Origin of the sequence: Pseudomonas sp. zfem002 (genome assembly GCF_032621685.1) — a bacterium.
Classification (GTDB): Bacteria; Pseudomonadota; Gammaproteobacteria; order Pseudomonadales; family Pseudomonadaceae; genus Aquipseudomonas; species Aquipseudomonas japonica.
On record NZ_JAVYJH010000005.1, the window covers coordinates 147000 to 164466 of the forward strand.

Annotated in this window: 15 protein-coding genes; all 15 read left to right on the forward strand. The window is 56.2% G+C overall.

Annotated features, from left to right (window positions below):
• The first annotated feature begins 60 nt into the window (after positions 1–60).
• The 15 genes from serC (at position 61) to RTI28_RS09500 (ending at position 17467) form a co-directional block, all read left to right on the forward strand.
• Positions 61–1146, forward strand: coding sequence for a 3-phosphoserine/phosphohydroxythreonine transaminase (gene serC / locus RTI28_RS09430; protein ID WP_316920201.1), 1086 nt, complete (start codon positions 61–63; stop codon positions 1144–1146).
• Positions 1146–2240, forward strand: a complete 1095-nt coding sequence (gene pheA / locus RTI28_RS09435; RefSeq protein ID WP_316920202.1) for a prephenate dehydratase — start codon at positions 1146–1148, stop codon at positions 2238–2240. The genes serC and pheA overlap by 1 nt, the downstream gene beginning before the upstream one ends.
• Before the next feature lie 73 nt (positions 2241–2313).
• On the forward strand, positions 2314–4521 hold the full coding sequence (locus tag RTI28_RS09440) for a bifunctional prephenate dehydrogenase/3-phosphoshikimate 1-carboxyvinyltransferase (RefSeq protein ID WP_316920275.1): 2208 nt from the start codon (positions 2314–2316) through the stop codon (positions 4519–4521).
• Positions 4518–5207 carry a (d)CMP kinase gene (gene cmk / locus RTI28_RS09445; protein ID WP_316920203.1) on the forward strand — a complete coding sequence of 230 codons (690 nt, stop codon included), beginning with the start codon at positions 4518–4520 and terminating at the stop codon, positions 5205–5207. The genes RTI28_RS09440 and cmk overlap by 4 nt, the downstream gene beginning before the upstream one ends.
• Positions 5208–5327: 120 nt before the next feature.
• Complete coding sequence (gene rpsA, locus RTI28_RS09450) at positions 5328–7007, forward strand: 30S ribosomal protein S1 (RefSeq protein ID WP_316920204.1); 1680 nt, start codon at positions 5328–5330, stop codon at positions 7005–7007.
• A 224-nt stretch (positions 7008–7231) separates the two neighbouring features.
• The gene (ihfB, locus tag RTI28_RS09455; protein ID WP_316920205.1) at positions 7232–7528 is read left to right on the forward strand and encodes an integration host factor subunit beta; all 297 of its coding nucleotides are present in this window, start codon (positions 7232–7234) and stop codon (positions 7526–7528) included.
• Between the two features lie 32 nt (positions 7529–7560).
• Positions 7561–7764 (forward strand): lipopolysaccharide assembly protein LapA domain-containing protein, encoded by a 204-nt coding sequence (locus tag RTI28_RS09460; RefSeq protein ID WP_316920206.1) that lies wholly within the window; start codon positions 7561–7563, stop codon positions 7762–7764.
• A 401-nt stretch (positions 7765–8165) separates the two neighbouring features.
• Positions 8166–9596 carry a sugar transporter gene (locus RTI28_RS09465; protein WP_316920207.1) on the forward strand — a complete coding sequence of 477 codons (1431 nt, stop codon included), beginning with the start codon at positions 8166–8168 and terminating at the stop codon, positions 9594–9596.
• 121 nt (positions 9597–9717) lie between these two features.
• Positions 9718–10911: a glycosyltransferase gene (locus RTI28_RS09470; protein WP_316920208.1), complete on the forward strand. Its 1194-nt coding sequence runs from the start codon at positions 9718–9720 to the stop codon at positions 10909–10911.
• 2 nt (positions 10912–10913) lie between these two features.
• Positions 10914–11948: a polysaccharide biosynthesis protein gene (locus RTI28_RS09475; protein WP_316920276.1), complete on the forward strand. Its 1035-nt coding sequence runs from the start codon at positions 10914–10916 to the stop codon at positions 11946–11948.
• A gap of 3 nt (positions 11949–11951) precedes the next feature.
• Positions 11952–13070, forward strand: coding sequence for a UDP-2-acetamido-2,6-beta-L-arabino-hexul-4-ose reductase (gene wbjC, locus RTI28_RS09480; protein ID WP_316920209.1), 1119 nt, complete (start codon positions 11952–11954; stop codon positions 13068–13070).
• Between the two features lie 23 nt (positions 13071–13093).
• A complete protein-coding gene (gene wecB / locus RTI28_RS09485) occupies positions 13094–14224 on the forward strand; it encodes a non-hydrolyzing UDP-N-acetylglucosamine 2-epimerase (RefSeq protein ID WP_316920210.1) in 1131 nt (376 codons plus the stop codon).
• Between the two features lie 14 nt (positions 14225–14238).
• A complete protein-coding gene (locus RTI28_RS09490) occupies positions 14239–15495 on the forward strand; it encodes a glycosyltransferase family 4 protein (protein ID WP_316920211.1) in 1257 nt (418 codons plus the stop codon).
• Positions 15492–16460 carry an SDR family oxidoreductase gene (locus tag RTI28_RS09495; protein WP_316920212.1) on the forward strand — a complete coding sequence of 323 codons (969 nt, stop codon included), beginning with the start codon at positions 15492–15494 and terminating at the stop codon, positions 16458–16460. Before RTI28_RS09490 ends, RTI28_RS09495 begins: the two co-directional genes overlap by 4 nt.
• Complete coding sequence (locus RTI28_RS09500; protein ID WP_316920213.1) at positions 16457–17467, forward strand: glycosyltransferase family 4 protein; 1011 nt, start codon at positions 16457–16459, stop codon at positions 17465–17467. The genes RTI28_RS09495 and RTI28_RS09500 overlap by 4 nt, the downstream gene beginning before the upstream one ends.

The following is a 17467-nucleotide window of genomic DNA, read 5'->3' on the forward strand; positions in this document are numbered from 1 at the left end:
GACTGGAAGCGGGGCAATGGCCCCGCTTCCGCCGTTATCTTGAGCAGAGCGAGAGTGGATGTGAGCAAACGAGCCTTTAACTTCTGCGCCGGCCCTGCCGCGCTCCCCGATGCTGTTCTGCAGCGCGCCCAGGCCGAAATGCTGGACTGGAACGGCAAAGGCCTGTCCGTCATGGAAATGAGTCACCGTAGCGACGACTACGTGGCCATCGCCGCGAAGGCCGAGCAGGATCTGCGTGACCTGCTGTCCATCCCCTCCAACTACAAGGTGCTGTTCCTGCAGGGCGGCGCCAGCCAGCAGTTCGCCGAGATCCCGCTGAACCTGCTGCCCGAGAATGGCACCGCCGACTACGTCGAGACCGGCATCTGGTCGAAGAAGGCCATCGAGGAAGCGCGCCGCTTCGGCAACGTCAACGTCGCCGCCTCGGCCAAGCCATACGATTTCCTGGCCATTCCCGGCCAGAACGAGTGGCAGCTGACCCCGGGCGCCGCCTACCTGCACTACGCCTCAAACGAAACCATCGGCGGCCTGCAGTTCGACTGGGTTCCGGAGGCTGGCGACGTACCGCTGGTGGTCGACATGTCGTCGGACATCCTCTCGCGCCCGATGGACGTCTCGCAGTACGGCCTGATCTACGCCGGCGCGCAGAAGAACATCGGCCCCAGCGGCCTGGTGGTGGTGATCGTCCGCGAAGACCTGCTGGGTCGCGCCCGCAGCAGCTGCCCGACCATGCTCGACTACAAGATCGCCGCCGACAACGGCTCGATGTACAACACCCCTGCCACCTACTCCTGGTACCTCTCCGGCCTGGTGTTCGAGTGGATCAAGGAGCAGGGCGGTGTCGCCGCCATGGAGCAGCGCAACCGGGCGAAGAAAGACCGCCTGTACGGCTTTATCGACAAGAGCGATTTCTACACCAACCCGATCAGCACCAACGCCCGCTCGTGGATGAACGTGCCGTTCCGCCTGGCCGACGAGCGCCTGGACAAGGCCTTCCTCGCTGGCGCCGACGCCCGCGGGCTGCTCAACCTCAAGGGCCACCGTTCGGTGGGCGGCATGCGCGCTTCGATCTACAACGCCCTGGGTCTGGACGCCGTGGAAGCACTGGTGGCCTACATGGTCGAATTCGAGAAGGAACATTCCTGATGTCGGAACAGGAACTCAAGGCCCTGCGGGTGCGCATCGACAGTCTCGACGAGAAGATCCTCGAGCTGATCAGCGACCGTGCCCGCTGCGCCCAGGAAGTCGCACGGGTGAAGATGGCATCGCTGACCGAGGGCGAGAAGCCGGTGTTCTACCGGCCCGAGCGTGAGGCGCAGGTGCTCAAGCGGGTCATGGAGCGTAACCAGGGCCCTCTGGGTAACGAAGAGATGGCCCGTCTGTTCCGCGAGATCATGTCCTCCTGCCTGGCACTGGAGCAGCCACTGAAAGTCGCCTACCTCGGCCCCGAGGGGACCTTCACCCAGGCGGCGGCGATGAAACACTTCGGTCACGCGGTGATCAGCAAGCCGATGGCGGCGATCGACGAAGTGTTCCGCGAAGTGGCCGCTGGTGCGGTGAACTTCGGCGTGGTGCCGGTGGAAAACTCCACCGAGGGTGCGGTCAACCACACCCTGGACAGCTTCCTCGAGCACGACATGGTCATCTGTGGCGAGGTCGAGCTGCGCATTCACCACCATCTGCTGGTGGGCGAGAACACCAAGACCGACAGCATCAGCCGCATCTATTCCCACGCCCAGTCGCTGGCCCAGTGCCGCAAGTGGCTGGATGCGCACTACCCGAACGTCGAGCGCGTGGCGGTATCGAGCAACGCCGAGGCCGCCAAGCGGGTCAAGGGCGAGTGGAACTCCGCGGCCATCGCCGGTGACATGGCTGCCGGTCTGTACGGGCTGACGCGCCTGGCCGAGAAGATCGAGGACCGTCCGGACAACTCCACGCGGTTCCTGATGATCGGCAACCAGGAAGTCCCGCCGACCGGCGACGACAAGACCTCGATCATCGTCTCCATGAGCAACAAGCCCGGCGCATTGCATGAGCTGCTGGTGCCCTTCCACGAGAACGGCATCGATCTGACGCGCATCGAGACTCGTCCGTCGCGCAGCGGCAAATGGACCTACGTGTTCTTCATCGATTTCGTCGGCCATCATCGCGATCCGCTGATCAAGGCCGTCCTGGAGAAGATCAGCCAGGAGGCCGTGGCCTTGAAAGTGCTGGGTTCCTACCCGAAAGCGGTGCTTTGAGGCATGCTGATGCGTGATGTTTTGAACAGGGTCCTGCTCCGTGATTGAAGTCGAAACGCGAAAGGGCGGGGCCGTGATCGGCCGCCTGGTGGTCGTGGGTCTCGGCCTGATTGGCGGCTCCTTCGCCAAGGGCTTGCGTGAAAGCGGCCTGTGCCGTGAAGTGGTCGGTGTCGATCTGGATCCGCAGTCGCGCAAGCTGGCGGTGGAGCTGGGCGTCGTCGATCGCTGCGAGGAAAGCCTCGAAAGCGCCTGTGTCGGGGCCGATGTCATCCAGTTGGCGGTGCCGATTCTGGCCATGGAAAAGCTCCTGGCCCGTCTCGCCGGAATGGATCTCGGGCAGGCGGTGCTGACCGACGTGGGCAGCGCCAAGGGCAATGTGGTGCGCGCGGCGCGCGAGGCCATGCCTGGCCGGTTGTCGCGCTTCGTGCCCGGTCATCCGATCGCCGGCTCCGAGCAGAGCGGGGTGGAAGCCTCGAATGCCGCGCTGTTCCGTCGGCACAAGGTGATCCTCACGCCACTGGCGGAAACCGCGCCGGAAGCGCTGGCCATCGTCGACCGGCTCTGGCGCGCGCTGGAGGCGGACGTCGAGCACATGCAGGTCGAGCGGCATGACGAGGTCCTCGCTGCGACCAGTCATCTCCCGCATCTCCTGGCCTTCGGTCTGGTCGATTCATTGGCCAAGCGCAATGAAAACCTGGACATCTTCCGCTACGCTGCCGGCGGCTTCCGCGACTTCACACGGATCGCCGGAAGCGATCCTGTAATGTGGCATGACATTTTTCTCGCCAATCGTGAAGCGGTTTTGCGCACACTGGACACTTTTCGCAGCGACCTCGACGCCTTGCGCGATGCGGTCGATGCAGGGGACGGGCATCAACTGCTGGGCGTGTTCACGCGCGCCCGGGTGGCCCGTGAGCATTTCAGTAAAATCCTGGCCCGCCGGGCCTATGTGGACGCTATGAACTCCAACGACCTGATTTTCCTGGCACAACCTGGTGGCCGTCTGTCCGGACGCATTCGCGTTCCCGGCGACAAGTCGATTTCCCATCGTTCGATCATGCTCGGCTCCCTGGCCGAAGGCACCACCGAAGTCGAAGGCTTCCTCGAGGGCGAAGATGCCCTGGCCACGCTGCAGGCCTTCCGCGACATGGGTGTAGTGATCGAAGGTCCGCATCATGGTCGTGTCACGATTCACGGCGTCGGCCTCAATGGCCTGAAGCCGCCGCCTGGCCCGATCTACCTGGGCAACTCCGGTACTTCGATGCGCCTGCTCTCCGGCCTGCTGGCCGCGCAGAGCTTCGATACCGTGTTGACCGGCGACGCTTCGCTGTCCAAGCGTCCGATGAACCGCGTCGCCAACCCGCTGCGGGAAATGGGTGCGGTCATCGAGACCGCGGAGCAGGGCCGTCCACCGGTCGTCATTCGTGGCGGGCACAAGCTCAAGGCGCTGACCTACACGCTGCCGATGGCCAGTGCGCAGGTCAAATCCTGCCTGCTGCTGGCCGGCCTGTACGCCGAAGGCCAGACCTCCGTCACCGAACCGGCCCCGACCCGCGACCACACCGAGCGCATGCTGCGCGGTTTCGGTTACGACGTGAAGGTCGACGGCGCGACGGCCTCGCTGGTCTCCGGCGGCAAGCTGAGCGCAACCCATATCGAGGTGCCGGCGGATATTTCCTCGGCGGCCTTCTTCCTGGTCGCGGCGTCGATCGCCGAAGGTTCCGAGCTGTTGCTGGAGCACGTCGGCATCAACCCGACCCGCACTGGCGTGATCGACATTCTGCGTCTGATGGGCGGCGACATCACCCTTGAGAACCAGCGCGAAGTCGGCGGCGAGCCGGTGGCCGACCTGCGTGTTCGCGGCGCGAAGCTCAAAGGTATCGATATCCCCGAGCATCTGGTGCCGCTGGCCATCGATGAGTTCCCGGTACTGTTCGTCGCCGCTGCCTGCGCCGAAGGCCGTACCGTGCTGCGCGGTGCCGAGGAGCTGCGGGTCAAGGAGTCCGACCGCATCCAGGTCATGGCCGACGGCCTGCAGGCCTTGGGCGTGAAGTGCGAACCGACTCCTGACGGGATCATCATTGACGGTGGCGAGATTGGCGGTGGTGAGGTGCATGGTCATGGCGACCACCGCATCGCCATGTCCTTCAGTGTCGCCTCGCTGCGCGCCAGCGCGCCGATTCGCATCCACGACTGTGCCAACGTCGCGACCTCTTTCCCGAACTTCCTCGCGCTGTGCGCGGAAGTCGGCATCCGTGTCGCTGAAGAGGGTAAATCGTGAACGCTCAAGCGCCGGTCATCACCATCGACGGACCGAGCGGCTCGGGCAAGGGCACGGTAGCGGGGTTGCTGGCTCGTCGCCTGGGCTGGAACCTGCTGGATTCCGGTGCCCTGTACCGCCTGCTGGCGTTCGCTGCCAGCAACCACGGTGTCGACCTGACCAACGAAGAATTGCTCAAGGCCCTGGCGGCCCATCTCGACGTGCAGTTCCTTGCGGCCGAAGAAGGGCAGTTGCAGCGCATCATTCTGGAAGGTGACGACGTCAGCAATGACATCCGCAAGGAGCATGTCGGTGCCGGTGCTTCCCAGGTTGCCGCGCTGCCGGCGGTGCGCGAGGCGCTGCTGCAGCGCCAGCGCGCCTTCCGCGAAGCGCCGGGGCTGATTGCCGATGGCCGGGACATGGGCACGGTGGTGTTTCCCGATGCACCGTTGAAGATTTTTTTGACAGCCAGCGCCGAGGAACGGGCGCGTCGCCGTTACCTGCAGTTGAAGGCAAAGGGTGATGATGTTAGTCTGTCGAGTCTGCTAGATGAGATACGTGCGCGTGATGAGCGCGACACCCAGCGATCGGTGGCCCCGCTCAAGCCGGCGGCCGACGCGATTCAGCTGGATTCCACTGAATTGTCCATCGAGCAGGTGCTGGAACGCATTCTGAGCGAAGTCGCTTTGCGCGATATCGCCGGATGACCAGGGAGGCTGCAGGATCACCAGTCAACGTCCTGCAGGCCAACCTTACTTTGAACGAACCCACATTGTCTGGAATGTGGCTGATGGGCGTATTCTTCGCCCTAATCTACAGGAATTAAAATGAGCGAAAGCTTTGCAGAACTCTTTGAAGAAAGCCTGAAAACCCTCAACCTTCAACCAGGTGCGATCATCACCGGTATCGTTGTCGATATCGACGGTGACTGGGTTACTGTCCACGCTGGTCTGAAATCCGAGGGCGTCATCCCGCTCGAGCAGTTCTACAACGAAGCTGGCGAGCTGACCATCAAGGTCGGTGACGAAGTTCACGTTGCGCTGGATGCGGTGGAAGACGGCTTTGGCGAAACCAAACTGTCCCGTGAAAAAGCCAAGCGCGCCGAGTGCTGGATTGTTCTGGAAGCAGCTTTCGCCGCCGAAGAAGTGGTCAAGGGCGTTATCAACGGTAAAGTTAAGGGCGGCTTCACTGTCGACGTTAACGGTATCCGTGCGTTCCTGCCGGGCTCCCTGGTTGATGTCCGCCCAGTGCGCGACACCACTCACCTGGAAGGCAAAGAGCTGGAATTCAAGGTCATCAAGCTGGACCAGAAGCGCAACAACGTTGTCGTTTCCCGTCGCAGTGTCCTGGAAGCCGAAAACAGCGCCGAGCGCGAAGCTCTGCTGGAATCGCTGCAGGAAGGCCAGCAAGTCAAAGGTATCGTCAAGAACCTCACCGACTACGGCGCATTCGTTGACCTGGGCGGCGTAGACGGCCTGCTGCACATCACCGACATGGCCTGGAAGCGTATCAAGCACCCATCGGAAATCGTCAACGTTGGCGACGAGATCGATGTCAAGGTTCTGAAGTACGATCGCGAGCGCAATCGTGTTTCCCTGGGTCTGAAGCAACTGGGCGAAGACCCATGGGTTGCTATCAAGGCTCGTTACCCAGAAAGCACTCGCGTCATGGCGCGCGTCACCAACCTGACCGACTACGGCTGCTTCGCTGAGCTGGAAGAAGGCGTTGAAGGTCTGGTGCACGTTTCCGAAATGGACTGGACCAACAAGAACATCCACCCGTCGAAAGTCGTTCAGGTTGGCGACGAAGTGGAAGTCATGGTTCTGGACATCGACGAAGAGCGTCGTCGTATCTCCCTGGGCATCAAACAGTGCAAGTCGAACCCATGGGAAGACTTCTCTGGCCAGTTCAACAAGGGCGACAAGATCTCCGGCACCATCAAGTCGATCACCGACTTCGGTATCTTCATCGGTCTGGACGGCGGCATCGACGGTCTGGTTCACCTGTCCGACATCTCCTGGAACGAAGTGGGCGAAGAAGCCGTACGTCGCTTCAAGAAAGGCGACGAGCTGGAAACCGTCATCCTGTCCGTTGATCCAGAGCGTGAGCGCATCTCCCTGGGTATCAAGCAACTGGAAGACGATCCGTTCTCCAACTACGTTGCTGTGAACGACAAGGGCGCTATCGTCAAGGGTACCGTCAAGGAAGTCGACGCCAAAGGCGCTGTCATCACCCTGGCCGACGACATCGAAGCTACTCTGAAAGCTTCCGAAATCAGCCGTGACCGCGTTGAAGACGCGCGTAACGTCCTGAAGGAAGGCGAAGAGATCGAAGCCAAGATCATCAGCGTTGACCGCAAGTCCCGCGTAATCAACCTCTCCATCAAGTCGAAAGACGTTGAAGAAGAGAAAGATGCTCTCAGCGTGCTCGCTGCCAACAAGGCTCCAGAAGCCGCTGGCGCGACCCTGGGTGACCTGCTGCGTGCGGAAATGGCCAAACAGAACTAAGTTCTGCTTGATCAAAAAAAGGCGACTTCGGTCGCCTTTTTTTATGCCTGAAATTTCAGTCAGTTAAGCGCCAACCCCCGTGAATAGGGCGTTGCGGGGTTGGGGTGCCATTCTTTGTTTCTGGATTTTCCGTTCAAGTCAATAACCGCACTGTTCAAATTCACCAAGCCATGCTAAAACCAATGGAGGCAATGACCTAGCTGCTTGATACAGAAGGGAAAAATATGACGAAGTCGGAGCTGATCGAACGTATTGTCACCCATCAGGGGCTGCTCTCGTCCAAGGATGTGGAGTTGGCCATCAAGACCATGCTTGAGCAGATGTCTCAGTGCCTTGCGACCGGTGATCGTATCGAAATCCGTGGTTTTGGCAGTTTTTCACTGCATTATCGCGCACCTCGTGTAGGGCGTAATCCTAAGACGGGGCAGTCTGTTACTTTGGACGGCAAGTTTGTTCCGCACTTCAAGCCCGGAAAGGAGCTGCGTGATCGTGTGAACGAAGAGGAAAATCATGCGATCTGACTCGGGGTGTCCCAGGTATGCGTAGGTTGAGAATGCTTCTACTGGCCTTGTTTCTACTTGCTTTGGTTATAGGTAGTGTCGTGCTGGTGTTGGAGAATCATCAGGCTGTTACGCTGGTGATCTTTGGCTGGTCGATGCCCTCTGTGCCGCTGGCGGTGTTGCTATTGGCAGCCCTGATTTTTGGCTTGTTGGTCGGGCCGTTGCTGGTGCTTGCCGGGCGCCTGCGCAAGCGCTGATATTTTCTCGTGCGCCGGATTAGTGTCATGGTTTCAGCGATGTGTAGTGGCCTGTATCAAGGCTTCCCTACTTCGCTTCTCCGAACCTGTGCTCGCCAACGAGTTAGGCTTGCGCTGCCGTTGGTCGGCTGCTCAGGCATTCGACGCTGTTGTTCATTTCGTCATTATCGCTCCCAGATATTTTGCGTGTGACCTCGTCTCATTCTGTCGTGGTGGAGAGGTAGGTTGATATCTGGCAGGTTGATGGTTGGATCCTAAATGCTAGTTCCTCAGAGGTGGCATTTCAGTTAAAATTGTCAGCTATTTTTCTGCCTCAAATCGGCTGGAAGGATTTTGGTAGCTGTGCGTAGACTGAGCAGCAGATGGAAATGCGTATTCGTAGTGGCACTGGCAGGTGATGAATGAGTGAAGGCAATGGGTTTCTGAAAAAACTGGCGCTTTATGTGCCGGTAAAGCTGTTGCCTGCATTGCTGACCGTGGGTTTTATCTTTTTTTTGTATCGATACTTCTCCGCAGATGACTATGTTGCATATTCGGTAAGTCTTTCCTGCTCGTTGATCGTTGCGCAGCTTAGTGCAATGTGGGTCGCTAATTCATTCGTATATTATTACTCAGGTGTAAAGGAGAAAAGCCAATTCTTTTTCCATTGCCTGATTTTGATAATGTGCATTGCACCGTTGTCCTCTTTATTGGCTGCATATGCAGCAGGAATATTTTCAGGTGCTGAGGGTGCTTTCGGGAGTGTCTGGTGGCTGTGCGTAGCGCAGATGGGATTTTTCTTCATGTCTTCCGTTTGTCAGGCCGCTTTTCTGGTGCGTCAGCAGCTGCTGGCAGTTTCTGTCCAGGTTCTGGCTCAAGTTGGGCTGGCTTTCCTTTTCATGTCGGCCGATGGCATTTCCTATCTCCAGGCGATGACCGCCCTGACTGTTGGCTACGGGGCGGCGGCCGCGATCATGCTGATAGCCTTCCTCGCTCGGTGTGGTCGGTTCGAGCTGCAGGGGATTGCAGGGGTGAAGCACGATATCCGGTTGGTCTATGAGTATGGGGCTCCACTTGCTCCCTGGATGCTCGGCATGCTGGTGATGGCTGCGGCGGATCGCTTTGCAATCGGCTACCTCGGGATTGAAAGTGGTGATTCGTATCTTTCATTGAAGGACCTGTTTGTTGGGGCGGGCGGTCTTTTGAGCATGCCGCTTCTGATGCTGGTCCATCCCCTGATAATTAAGCGCTTCCGTGACGGCGTCTTCGAAGGCAGTCTGATTCAGAACTCCATCGGTTTTTTGATCATCGTCTTTTCGTTGCTATGGGCTTTGATTGCTTTCGTCGGTCTCGAGATTTTTGAGCATTTTACTGGTAAACCGGTCACGGCGCCAATGGGCGCGCTGTTGGTCGCTTACATTGGAGTCTTTCTGAATTGCTCGGCTGTGTATGTTCAGAAGCGGCTCGAGGTTCATAGAAGAATGCGAAAGTTGGCAATTCTTTCTGTTGTTTGTGCATTGGCTTCCGTTGTATTTGCCTATGTGGGTGGTTTGTTCATTGGCTTGTATGGTACCGCGCTTGGTGTTTTGCTTGGGCAGTTCGCCTATTTTGTCCTGGTTGGTCAAACGGTCTTGAAAAAAGTCAGTTTCTACAAAGGCATTGTTCGTCCTTTGGGTGTTTCATTGCTGGCGGTCCTGCTGGGGTATCTGCTGCATCTCGTACTTGTAATAACGCTTGATGCAGCCTGGTGGGCAATTGTCACGGCATGGATTCTGGTATTTGCTGTCTTGTCATTGTTGGTGATGTGGAAGGGGATAGCGTGGAGAGAGTTTGCCGGTGCGAAGCTGGCGTGACTTCGCATCCTGAGCAAGATGGTTGGCCCTGACGGTTTGTCTGATGGGGTGGTGGGTATGTTGCAGTTGGGCAGTGCGCGCTTCGTAGTTATTTTTGCTTTTGAAGTTCCGGGAGGATGTAGTGCGTAATCTGGTTCTGCTTGGGTTTCACGTGGGGGATGATTACTTTGATCGATATTCAAAAGGTGATGCTTTTCCTCAGGTAGCGGCTTACAAATTGGAGGCTCGCCTGCTCTCTGCTCTTCGTTCGACCGGTGTTCAGGTGCGTACGGTCGCGAGTATTGCTGTGTCGACTTTTCCACGTATCAAGCGAATCTGGTTTCCGTCAGCCAGTTTGCAGGCAGGTGGTGATCAACGTGGTCTCGTGCTGCCTTTGATCAATCTTCCGGCAGTGAAAATGGCCACTCGTTTTTTTGGTTCTTTTTATTCGTTGCTAAAAATCGGTCGCAAGGTAGATGGCATTTGTGTATATGCGGCGCATTCACCAAATCTACTTGCCGCTTATCTTTGTTCGAAAATTTACAAGCTCCCGTATTATGTCTATATCCCTGATCTTCCAGGGTTTATGGATGTTGCAATGAGGCGAGGGGTGCTGCGGTCGATTCTCAAGAAAATCGATGCGGCACTGTTGAATTATCTTGTCTCTGAGGCAGCGGGGTTGTTGGTTATCAGTCGCCCCATGGTAGAAGACATGCCGGCTTGGCGTTCCAGGCCTTACCTCGTGCTTGAGGGTATCGCTGATTCTTCTCCTGCTCCGAAGGTTGAGTCGGGTGCGCGCAAGAAAACAATTTTCTACGCTGGCGGCGTGAATCGAGCGTATGGAATCGAGGAGCTGGTGGAAGGGTTTTTGAGCTCCGGGATCGATTACGAGCTTGTGATCTGTGGGCGTGGTGATCTTGAAGATTATCTGGTGAGTACCAGTGCTCGGCATGCAAGCGTCAAGTACCTTGGGTTTCTGCCGCCTGCAGAGGTTGCCGAGCATCAGGCGCAGGCGGCTGCCCTGGTATTGTCTCGAAACCCTGCCGAGGCGTTCACGCGCTATTCATTTCCTTCTAAATTGATCGAGTATATGTCTGCTGGTATTCCAGTGCTGACGACGCGGCTGGAGGGTATTCCTGCAGAGTATTTCGAGTACTTGAATGTGATCGAGGGGTTCTCTGCCGAGGCGGTAGCGCAAGCGCTGGTTCAATTCTGCTCGAGTGATCAAGGGCGTTTGTCAGCCAAGGCCGAGCTTGGTAAGATATGGGTGCTAGAGACTAAAACTAGTATTGCCGTCGGAAAGCGGGTAATTGAATTTATGGAGAATAGTAAGTGAGTATTTTTGCTGGTAAAACATTACTGGTCACCGGCGGCACAGGTTCTTTCGGTAATGCCGTTCTGAAGCGGTTCCTTGATAGTGATATCGCTGAAATTCGCGTATTCAGCCGCGATGAAAAAAAACAGGATGACATGCGCAAGCGCTATGCCAGCGCCAAGCTGAAATTCTATATTGGCGATGTTCGAGATTATCAGAGCATTTTGAATGCCAGTCGTGGTGTAGATTACATCTATCACGCCGCCGCCTTGAAGCAAGTACCTTCCTGCGAGTTTCACCCGCTCGAGGCTGTGAAAACTAACGTTCTGGGTACCGAAAACGTTCTCGAAGCGGCTATCCAAAACAATGTAAAGCGCATTGTCTGCCTGAGTACCGACAAAGCGGTGTACCCGATCAACGCAATGGGTATTTCCAAGGCCATGATGGAAAAGGTCATGGTTGCCAAATCGCGCAATGTCGATGAAAGCAAAACCGTAATCTGTGGTACCCGCTATGGCAATGTCATGGCCTCTCGTGGTTCTGTCATTCCTCTGTTCATCGAGCAGATCCGTGCCGGTAAACCCCTGACTCTGACTGATCCGAGCATGACTCGCTTCATGATGACGCTGGCCGATGCGGTGGATCTGGTGCTTTATGCCTTCGAGCATGGAAATAACGGTGATCTGTTTGTGCAGAAGGCTCCTGCCGCTACCGTTGAGGTACTTGCCAAAGCGCTGACGCAGTTGGTCGGATATCCTGAGCATCCTATTCAGGTTATCGGTACTCGTCACGGTGAAAAACTTTACGAAGCCCTGCTCAGCCGTGAAGAAATGGCTTGTGCCGAAGATATGGGTGACTACTTCCGTGTTCCGCCTGATCTTCGTGACCTTAACTACGCCAAGTTTGTCGAAGAGGGCGAAACCAAGATTTCCCGCACTGAAGACTACAACTCTCATAATACCCAGCGTCTGGACGTTGAAGGTATGCAGCGTTTGCTGCTCAAGCTGGACTTCATTCGTGCCATCCAGCGCGGTGAGCATGCTACTCCAGAGGAATGAGTGATGAAGGTTCTGATTACGGGCGCGAATGGTTTCGTTGGGCAAAACCTGTTGGTTCATCTTGCAGAACGCAATGATATTGAAGTTTTGCGTTTCACCCGCAATGATCCATTGGACAGCCTGCCAGAATTGGCCGCTCAGGTTGAGTTCGTATTTCATCTGGCCGGAGTCAACCGCCCTCAGGATCCACAAGAGTTCCAGTCGGGCAACGCGGATTTGACCCATGCGCTGGCAGAGGCGATCGTGAAATCCGGTCGCTCGATTCCAGTGTTGTATACCTCCTCTATCCAGGCGGAACTTGAAAATCCGTATGGCTGTAGCAAGCGAGGTGCGGAAAATGCACTGCTGAAGCTCCGCGAAGAGCACGAAATTCCGGTGCATATTTTCCGTTTGCCGAATGTCTTCGGAAAATGGGCTCGTCCAAACTACAATTCGGCGGTAGCTACTTTCTGCAATAATATCGCCAATGACTTGTCAATCAATATTCATGACCCCAAGGCTATCGTCAAACTTGTTTATATTGACGATGTCGTAGGGCAGTTCATTCGGGTCATGGATGGCAAGTTGAGTGGAAATCCATTCGTTCAGGCTGAGCCAGTGTATAGCGTAACGATCGGCGAAGTTGCCGACCAGTTGTACGCTTTCAAGGAAAGCCGTTCGTCGATCACCACCGAAGCGGTAGGGACAGGGCTCACCCGAGCGCTCTATTCCACTTACTTGAGCTATCTACCGCCGGAGCGCTTCACTTACGAGGTTGCCAAGTATGGTGATCCGCGTGGCGTCTTCGTGGAAATGCTCAAGACCAAGGATTCCGGACAGTTCTCGTACTTTACCGCACATCCGGGTATCACCAGGGGCGGTCATTATCATCACTCGAAGACAGAGAAGTTTCTGGTCATCAAAGGCAAGGCGCGTTTCGGCTTCCGCCATGTGATTTCCGGACAATATTATGAGTTGTTCACCACAGGTGAGCAGCCGGAAATTGTCGAAACCGTTCCTGGCTGGACTCACGATGTCACGAACGTCGGTGAAGAAGAGATGATTGTCATGCTCTGGGCTAACGAGATTTTCGATCGCGAACATCCAGACACTTATGCCCGTCCGGTCGGTACCGGGGCGTGAGTTACTGTCTACAGGAAACGGCAATGAAGAAACTGAAGGTTGTAACCGTGGTGGGCACTCGCCCTGAAATCATTCGCTTGTCGCGTGTTCTGGCTAAGCTGGATGAGCATTGCGAGCATATATTGGTTCATACCGGGCAGAATTACGATTACGAGCTCAACGAGATCTTTTTCCAGGATCTTGGCATCCGTAAACCAGATCATTTCCTCAGCGCTGCAGGTGCTACCGGTGCGGAAACTATCGGTAACGTCATTATTGCAGTTGATCGTGTCCTTGCTGAGGTTCAGCCTGAAGCTGTCCTGGTGCTGGGCGACACCAACAGTTGCATGAGCGTTCTGCCGGCCAAACGTCGCAAGATTCCAACCTTCCACATGGAAGCCGGTAACCGTTGCTTTGATATGCGCGTGCCGGAGGAAATCAACCGTCGAATCGTCGATCACACCGCCGACATCAATTTGACTTACAGCACCATCGCCCGGGATTACCTGTTGAGCGAAGGGTTGCCTGCCGACCGAGTGATCAAAACCGGCAGTCCGATGTTCGAAGTGCTGAATCATTATCGTGATGGCATCGATACCTCCGACGTCCTGACACGTCTCGGTTTGAAGCCTGGCGAGTTTTTTGTGGTCAGTGCTCACCGCGAAGAAAACATAGATTCAGACAAGAACTTCCTCAAGTTGGTAGATGTGTTGAACTCCGTTGCGGAGCAATTCAACTATCCAGTTATCGTCTCGACCCATCCGCGCACGCAGAAACGAGTGGATGCGATGGGCGTTACGTTCCATGAAAACGTGCGTCTGCTGAAACCCCTGGGCTTCAAGGACTACAACAAGCTGCAGTTGGAAGCGAAAGCGGTGCTCTCCGACAGTGGCACCATCAACGAAGAGTCGTCGATCCTCAATTTCCCGGCCTTGAACATCCGTGAAGCTCACGAGCGCCCGGAAGGCATGGAGGAAGCAGCCGCAATGATGGTCGGTCTTGAAACCGAGCGCGTCCTGCAAGCCCTCAATATCCTCGAAAGCCAGGCGCGTGGCGAGGAGCGTAGCCTGCGTTTGGTGGGCGACTACAGCATGCCTAACGTCTCGGATAAGGTCGTTCGCATCCTTCACAGCTACACCGACTATGTAAACCGCGTAGTCTGGAAGCGCTATTGATCTGAGTGACGAGAATGACCGAGAAAAAATTGAGAGTTCTTCTCGTTACGCAGTATTTCTGGCCAGAAAATATGCGGATCAATGATATGGTCCGCTATTTTGCTGAGCAGGGTCATGAGGTGACGGTTTTGACCGGTCTGCCAAATTACCCTGAAGGCGAAGTGTTCGAAAGCTATCGCAAGGAACCAGAGCTTTTTCAGTCCTACCACGGTGCTGAAATAGTGCGTGTGCCGCTTGTTTCTCGGGGCAGCCGCAAGCTTGGCTTGGCGCTGAACTACCTTTCTTTCTTTATCAGTGCTTCCACCCTGGGTGCCTATAAGCTCAGGGGACGGAAGTACGATGCGATTTTCATGAATGCCGTCTCGCCCATCATGGCGGCGATTCCTGCGATCGTCCTGGGGCGTTTGAAGCGCACCCCGGTCTTTGTCTGGGTCCTGGATTTGTGGCCGGAGTCATTGAATTTCGTGGGTGTTGTAAAGAACCCTCGTTTGCTGGCGATGGTTGGGAAGATGGTTTCGTGGATCTATAACCGTACCGACTATCTTCTGGTTCAATCGCGGGCTTTCCTGGAGGATGTGAGGAAGTACTGCACGAAACCGATGCCAGTAGATCGGTTGGTGTATTTTCCAAGTTGGGCAGAAGATAACTTTTCATCGGTGGACCAGACGCAGTCGAACCTGATCCAGAACCAGCCAGGTGTATTCACGATTGTCTACGCCGGGAACCTGGGGGAAACCCAGGGGTTTCCAGCAATCCTCGATGCCGCGGAGTCGCTCTCGGGCGATATCGCGGTTCGCTGGATTATCGTCGGGGACGGTCGAATGGGCGAGTGGATTGCGGAGCAGGTAGTGGCCCGCGGTCTGAAAGACGTTCATCTGCTGGGCAGGCACCCGTTGGAAGCCATGCCGGGACTTTTCGCCCAGGCTGATGCACTGCTCGTGTCTCTAAAGGCCAACGAGATCATCGCCAAGACCATTCCCGGGAAGGTGCAGACCTATCTTGCATCGGGGCGTCCGGTGCTTGGAGCGGTGGACGGAGAGGCGGCAAAGGTCATCAATGAATCCGGAGCCGGTCTTGCATGTCCGTCCGGTGACGCTGCTGCTCTCGCCCAGATCGTGCGTTCCATGGCTTTGATGACAACTGAACAGCGTGAAGCAATGGGGCGTGCCGGAAGGCAGTACTATGAGGATCATTTCGCCAGGGACAAGCTCATGATCACGCTTGAGTCTCTGATGCGCACGGCGACCTTGCGCAAGAAAGAGGTCTCATGACGTGTTCTGTTTTTCTGACGGGGGCAAGCGGTTTCATAGGTGGTGCGGTATACAAGACGTTAGCGGGCATGGATTCATTTGTCGTAACCGCAGTCTCCCGTACCCAGGCCCTGTCATCCATCGGGGCCGGTTGTGTCATAAAGGGTGACCCTCTCGACGCAAAAACGGATTGGCAGAGTCATCTGAAAGGTGTGGATGTGGTCATTCATTGTGCTTCTCGGGCACATGTGATGGATGACGTGCAGGCCGATCTGCTGGATGAATATAGAAAGAGCAATGTCGAGGGAACCATTCACCTGGCCCGCCAGGCTGTGTCAGCAGGTGTAAGGCGCTTTATCTTCATTAGTTCGATCAAGGTCAATGGCGAAGGCACCACTCCGGGAAAACCTTATCGAACTGATGATGTTCCTGCCCCTGTTGGTGCATTCGGTATTGCGAAACTGGAAGCTGAACAGGCATTGCTGGAACTGGCTGTGCAGTCTTCCATCGAGGTCGTTATCATCCGCCCGGTGATGGTTTACGGGCCAGGGGTAAAAGGAAATTTCCTCTCGATGATGAAGTGGCTCGATCGTGGGATTCCTTTGCCATTTGCATCGATTGCAAACTCGCGCAGCCTGGTTGCCATCGACAATCTTGTCAGTCTGATAGTCACATGCGCTGACCATCCAGCTGCCGAAAACCAGGTGTTTCTGGTCAGTGATGATGAAGATTTGTCTACACCCATGCTGTTGCGACGAATGGCGCGCGCACTGAACAGGCCGGTGCTTCTTGTTCCTTTTGGTGAGGGCTGGCTGAAGTGGTTGTTGGGCATGTTAGGGCGGTCCAGCATCGCGAAGCGTCTGTTTGGATCGCTTCAGGTTGATATATCGAAGACGCGGACTTTATTGGGGTGGACACCCGTTGTGGGTGTCGATGACGCGCTGGAAGCAGCCGTTCGTTATTATCAGGAAGAATCAAGAAAATGACTCTATGGTGGCTGGCTCCGCTGGTGGTGCTCGTATCAGTGCTGTTGACAGGTGCACTGCGACGTTATGCATTGGCAAAGAGCATCATTGATATCCCGAATGCACGAAGTTCGCATGTGGTTCCGACTCCCCGGGGCGGAGGCGTTGCCATTGTTCTCGCATTCATTATTGCAGCCAGCTTCCTTGGTCTGCTGGGCCTGATCGACGCTTCGGTGGTATTGGCCCTGGTAGGGGCGGGTGGTCTTGTCGCGGTCATCGGTTTCATGGACGATCATGGCCATATCGCTGCTCGCTGGCGTCTGCTGGGCCACTTTGCGGCTGCCGCCTGGGCACTGTTCTGGATCGATGGCCTGGCGCCACTGCACGTGTTTGGCTGGCCTATCGACCTTGGTCTGGTCGGTAGCGTGCTTGCAGCGGTTTATCTCGTATGGATGCTGAATCTCTACAACTTCATGGATGGCATCGATGGCCTTGCCAGCATCGAGGCCATCTGCGCCTGTCTGGGAGCATGCCTGCTCTACTGGCTGACCGGTTTCGCCAACCTGATCGTTCTACCCCTGGTTCTCGCGGCGGCGGTAGCGGGATTCCTGTTCTGGAACTTCCCTCCCGCGCGTATTTTCATGGGGGACGCGGGTAGCGGATTCCTGGGTATCATTCTGGGCGTTCTGTCCTTGCAGGCGGCCTGGGCTTCTTCTCAGCTGCTCTGGTGCTGGTTGATTCTCCTCGGCGTGTTCATCGTCGATGCGACGTTCACGCTCATTCGGCGTCTGGCGCGGGGAGACAAGGTCTATGAGGCTCACCGCAGTCATGGTTATCAGTTTGCCTCGAGGCGTTACGGCAAGCATTTGCCGGTGACTCTGGGGGTAGCTGCTGTGAATCTTTTCTGGTTGTTACCTGTAGCCTTGTGCGTCATGCTGTTGAATATCGATGGTTTTCTGGCGTTGCTGGTTGCATACGCACCGTTACTAGGTCTGGCGCTTTACTATAAAGCGGGCAGCATCGAATAA

Bases quoted from the DNA above. Each gene is read 5' to 3' on its own strand.
- wbjC (WP_316920209.1), top strand. From the start codon at position 11,952: ATGAAGGTTCTGATTACGGGCGCGAATGGTTTCGTTGGGCAAAACCTG.
- RTI28_RS09500 (WP_316920213.1), top strand. From the start codon at position 16,457: ATGACTCTATGGTGGCTGGCTCCGCTGGTGGTGCTCGTATCAGTGCTG.
- ihfB (WP_316920205.1), top strand. From the start codon at position 7,232: ATGACGAAGTCGGAGCTGATCGAACGTATTGTCACCCATCAGGGGCTG.
- wecB (WP_316920210.1), top strand. From the start codon at position 13,094: ATGAAGAAACTGAAGGTTGTAACCGTGGTGGGCACTCGCCCTGAAATC.
- RTI28_RS09495 (WP_316920212.1), top strand. From the start codon at position 15,492: ATGACGTGTTCTGTTTTTCTGACGGGGGCAAGCGGTTTCATAGGTGGT.
- pheA (WP_316920202.1), top strand. From the start codon at position 1,146: ATGTCGGAACAGGAACTCAAGGCCCTGCGGGTGCGCATCGACAGTCTC.
- rpsA (WP_316920204.1), top strand. From the start codon at position 5,328: ATGAGCGAAAGCTTTGCAGAACTCTTTGAAGAAAGCCTGAAAACCCTC.
- RTI28_RS09465 (WP_316920207.1), top strand. From the start codon at position 8,166: ATGAGTGAAGGCAATGGGTTTCTGAAAAAACTGGCGCTTTATGTGCCG.
- RTI28_RS09460 (WP_316920206.1), top strand. From the start codon at position 7,561: ATGCTTCTACTGGCCTTGTTTCTACTTGCTTTGGTTATAGGTAGTGTC.
- RTI28_RS09490 (WP_316920211.1), top strand. From the start codon at position 14,239: ATGACCGAGAAAAAATTGAGAGTTCTTCTCGTTACGCAGTATTTCTGG.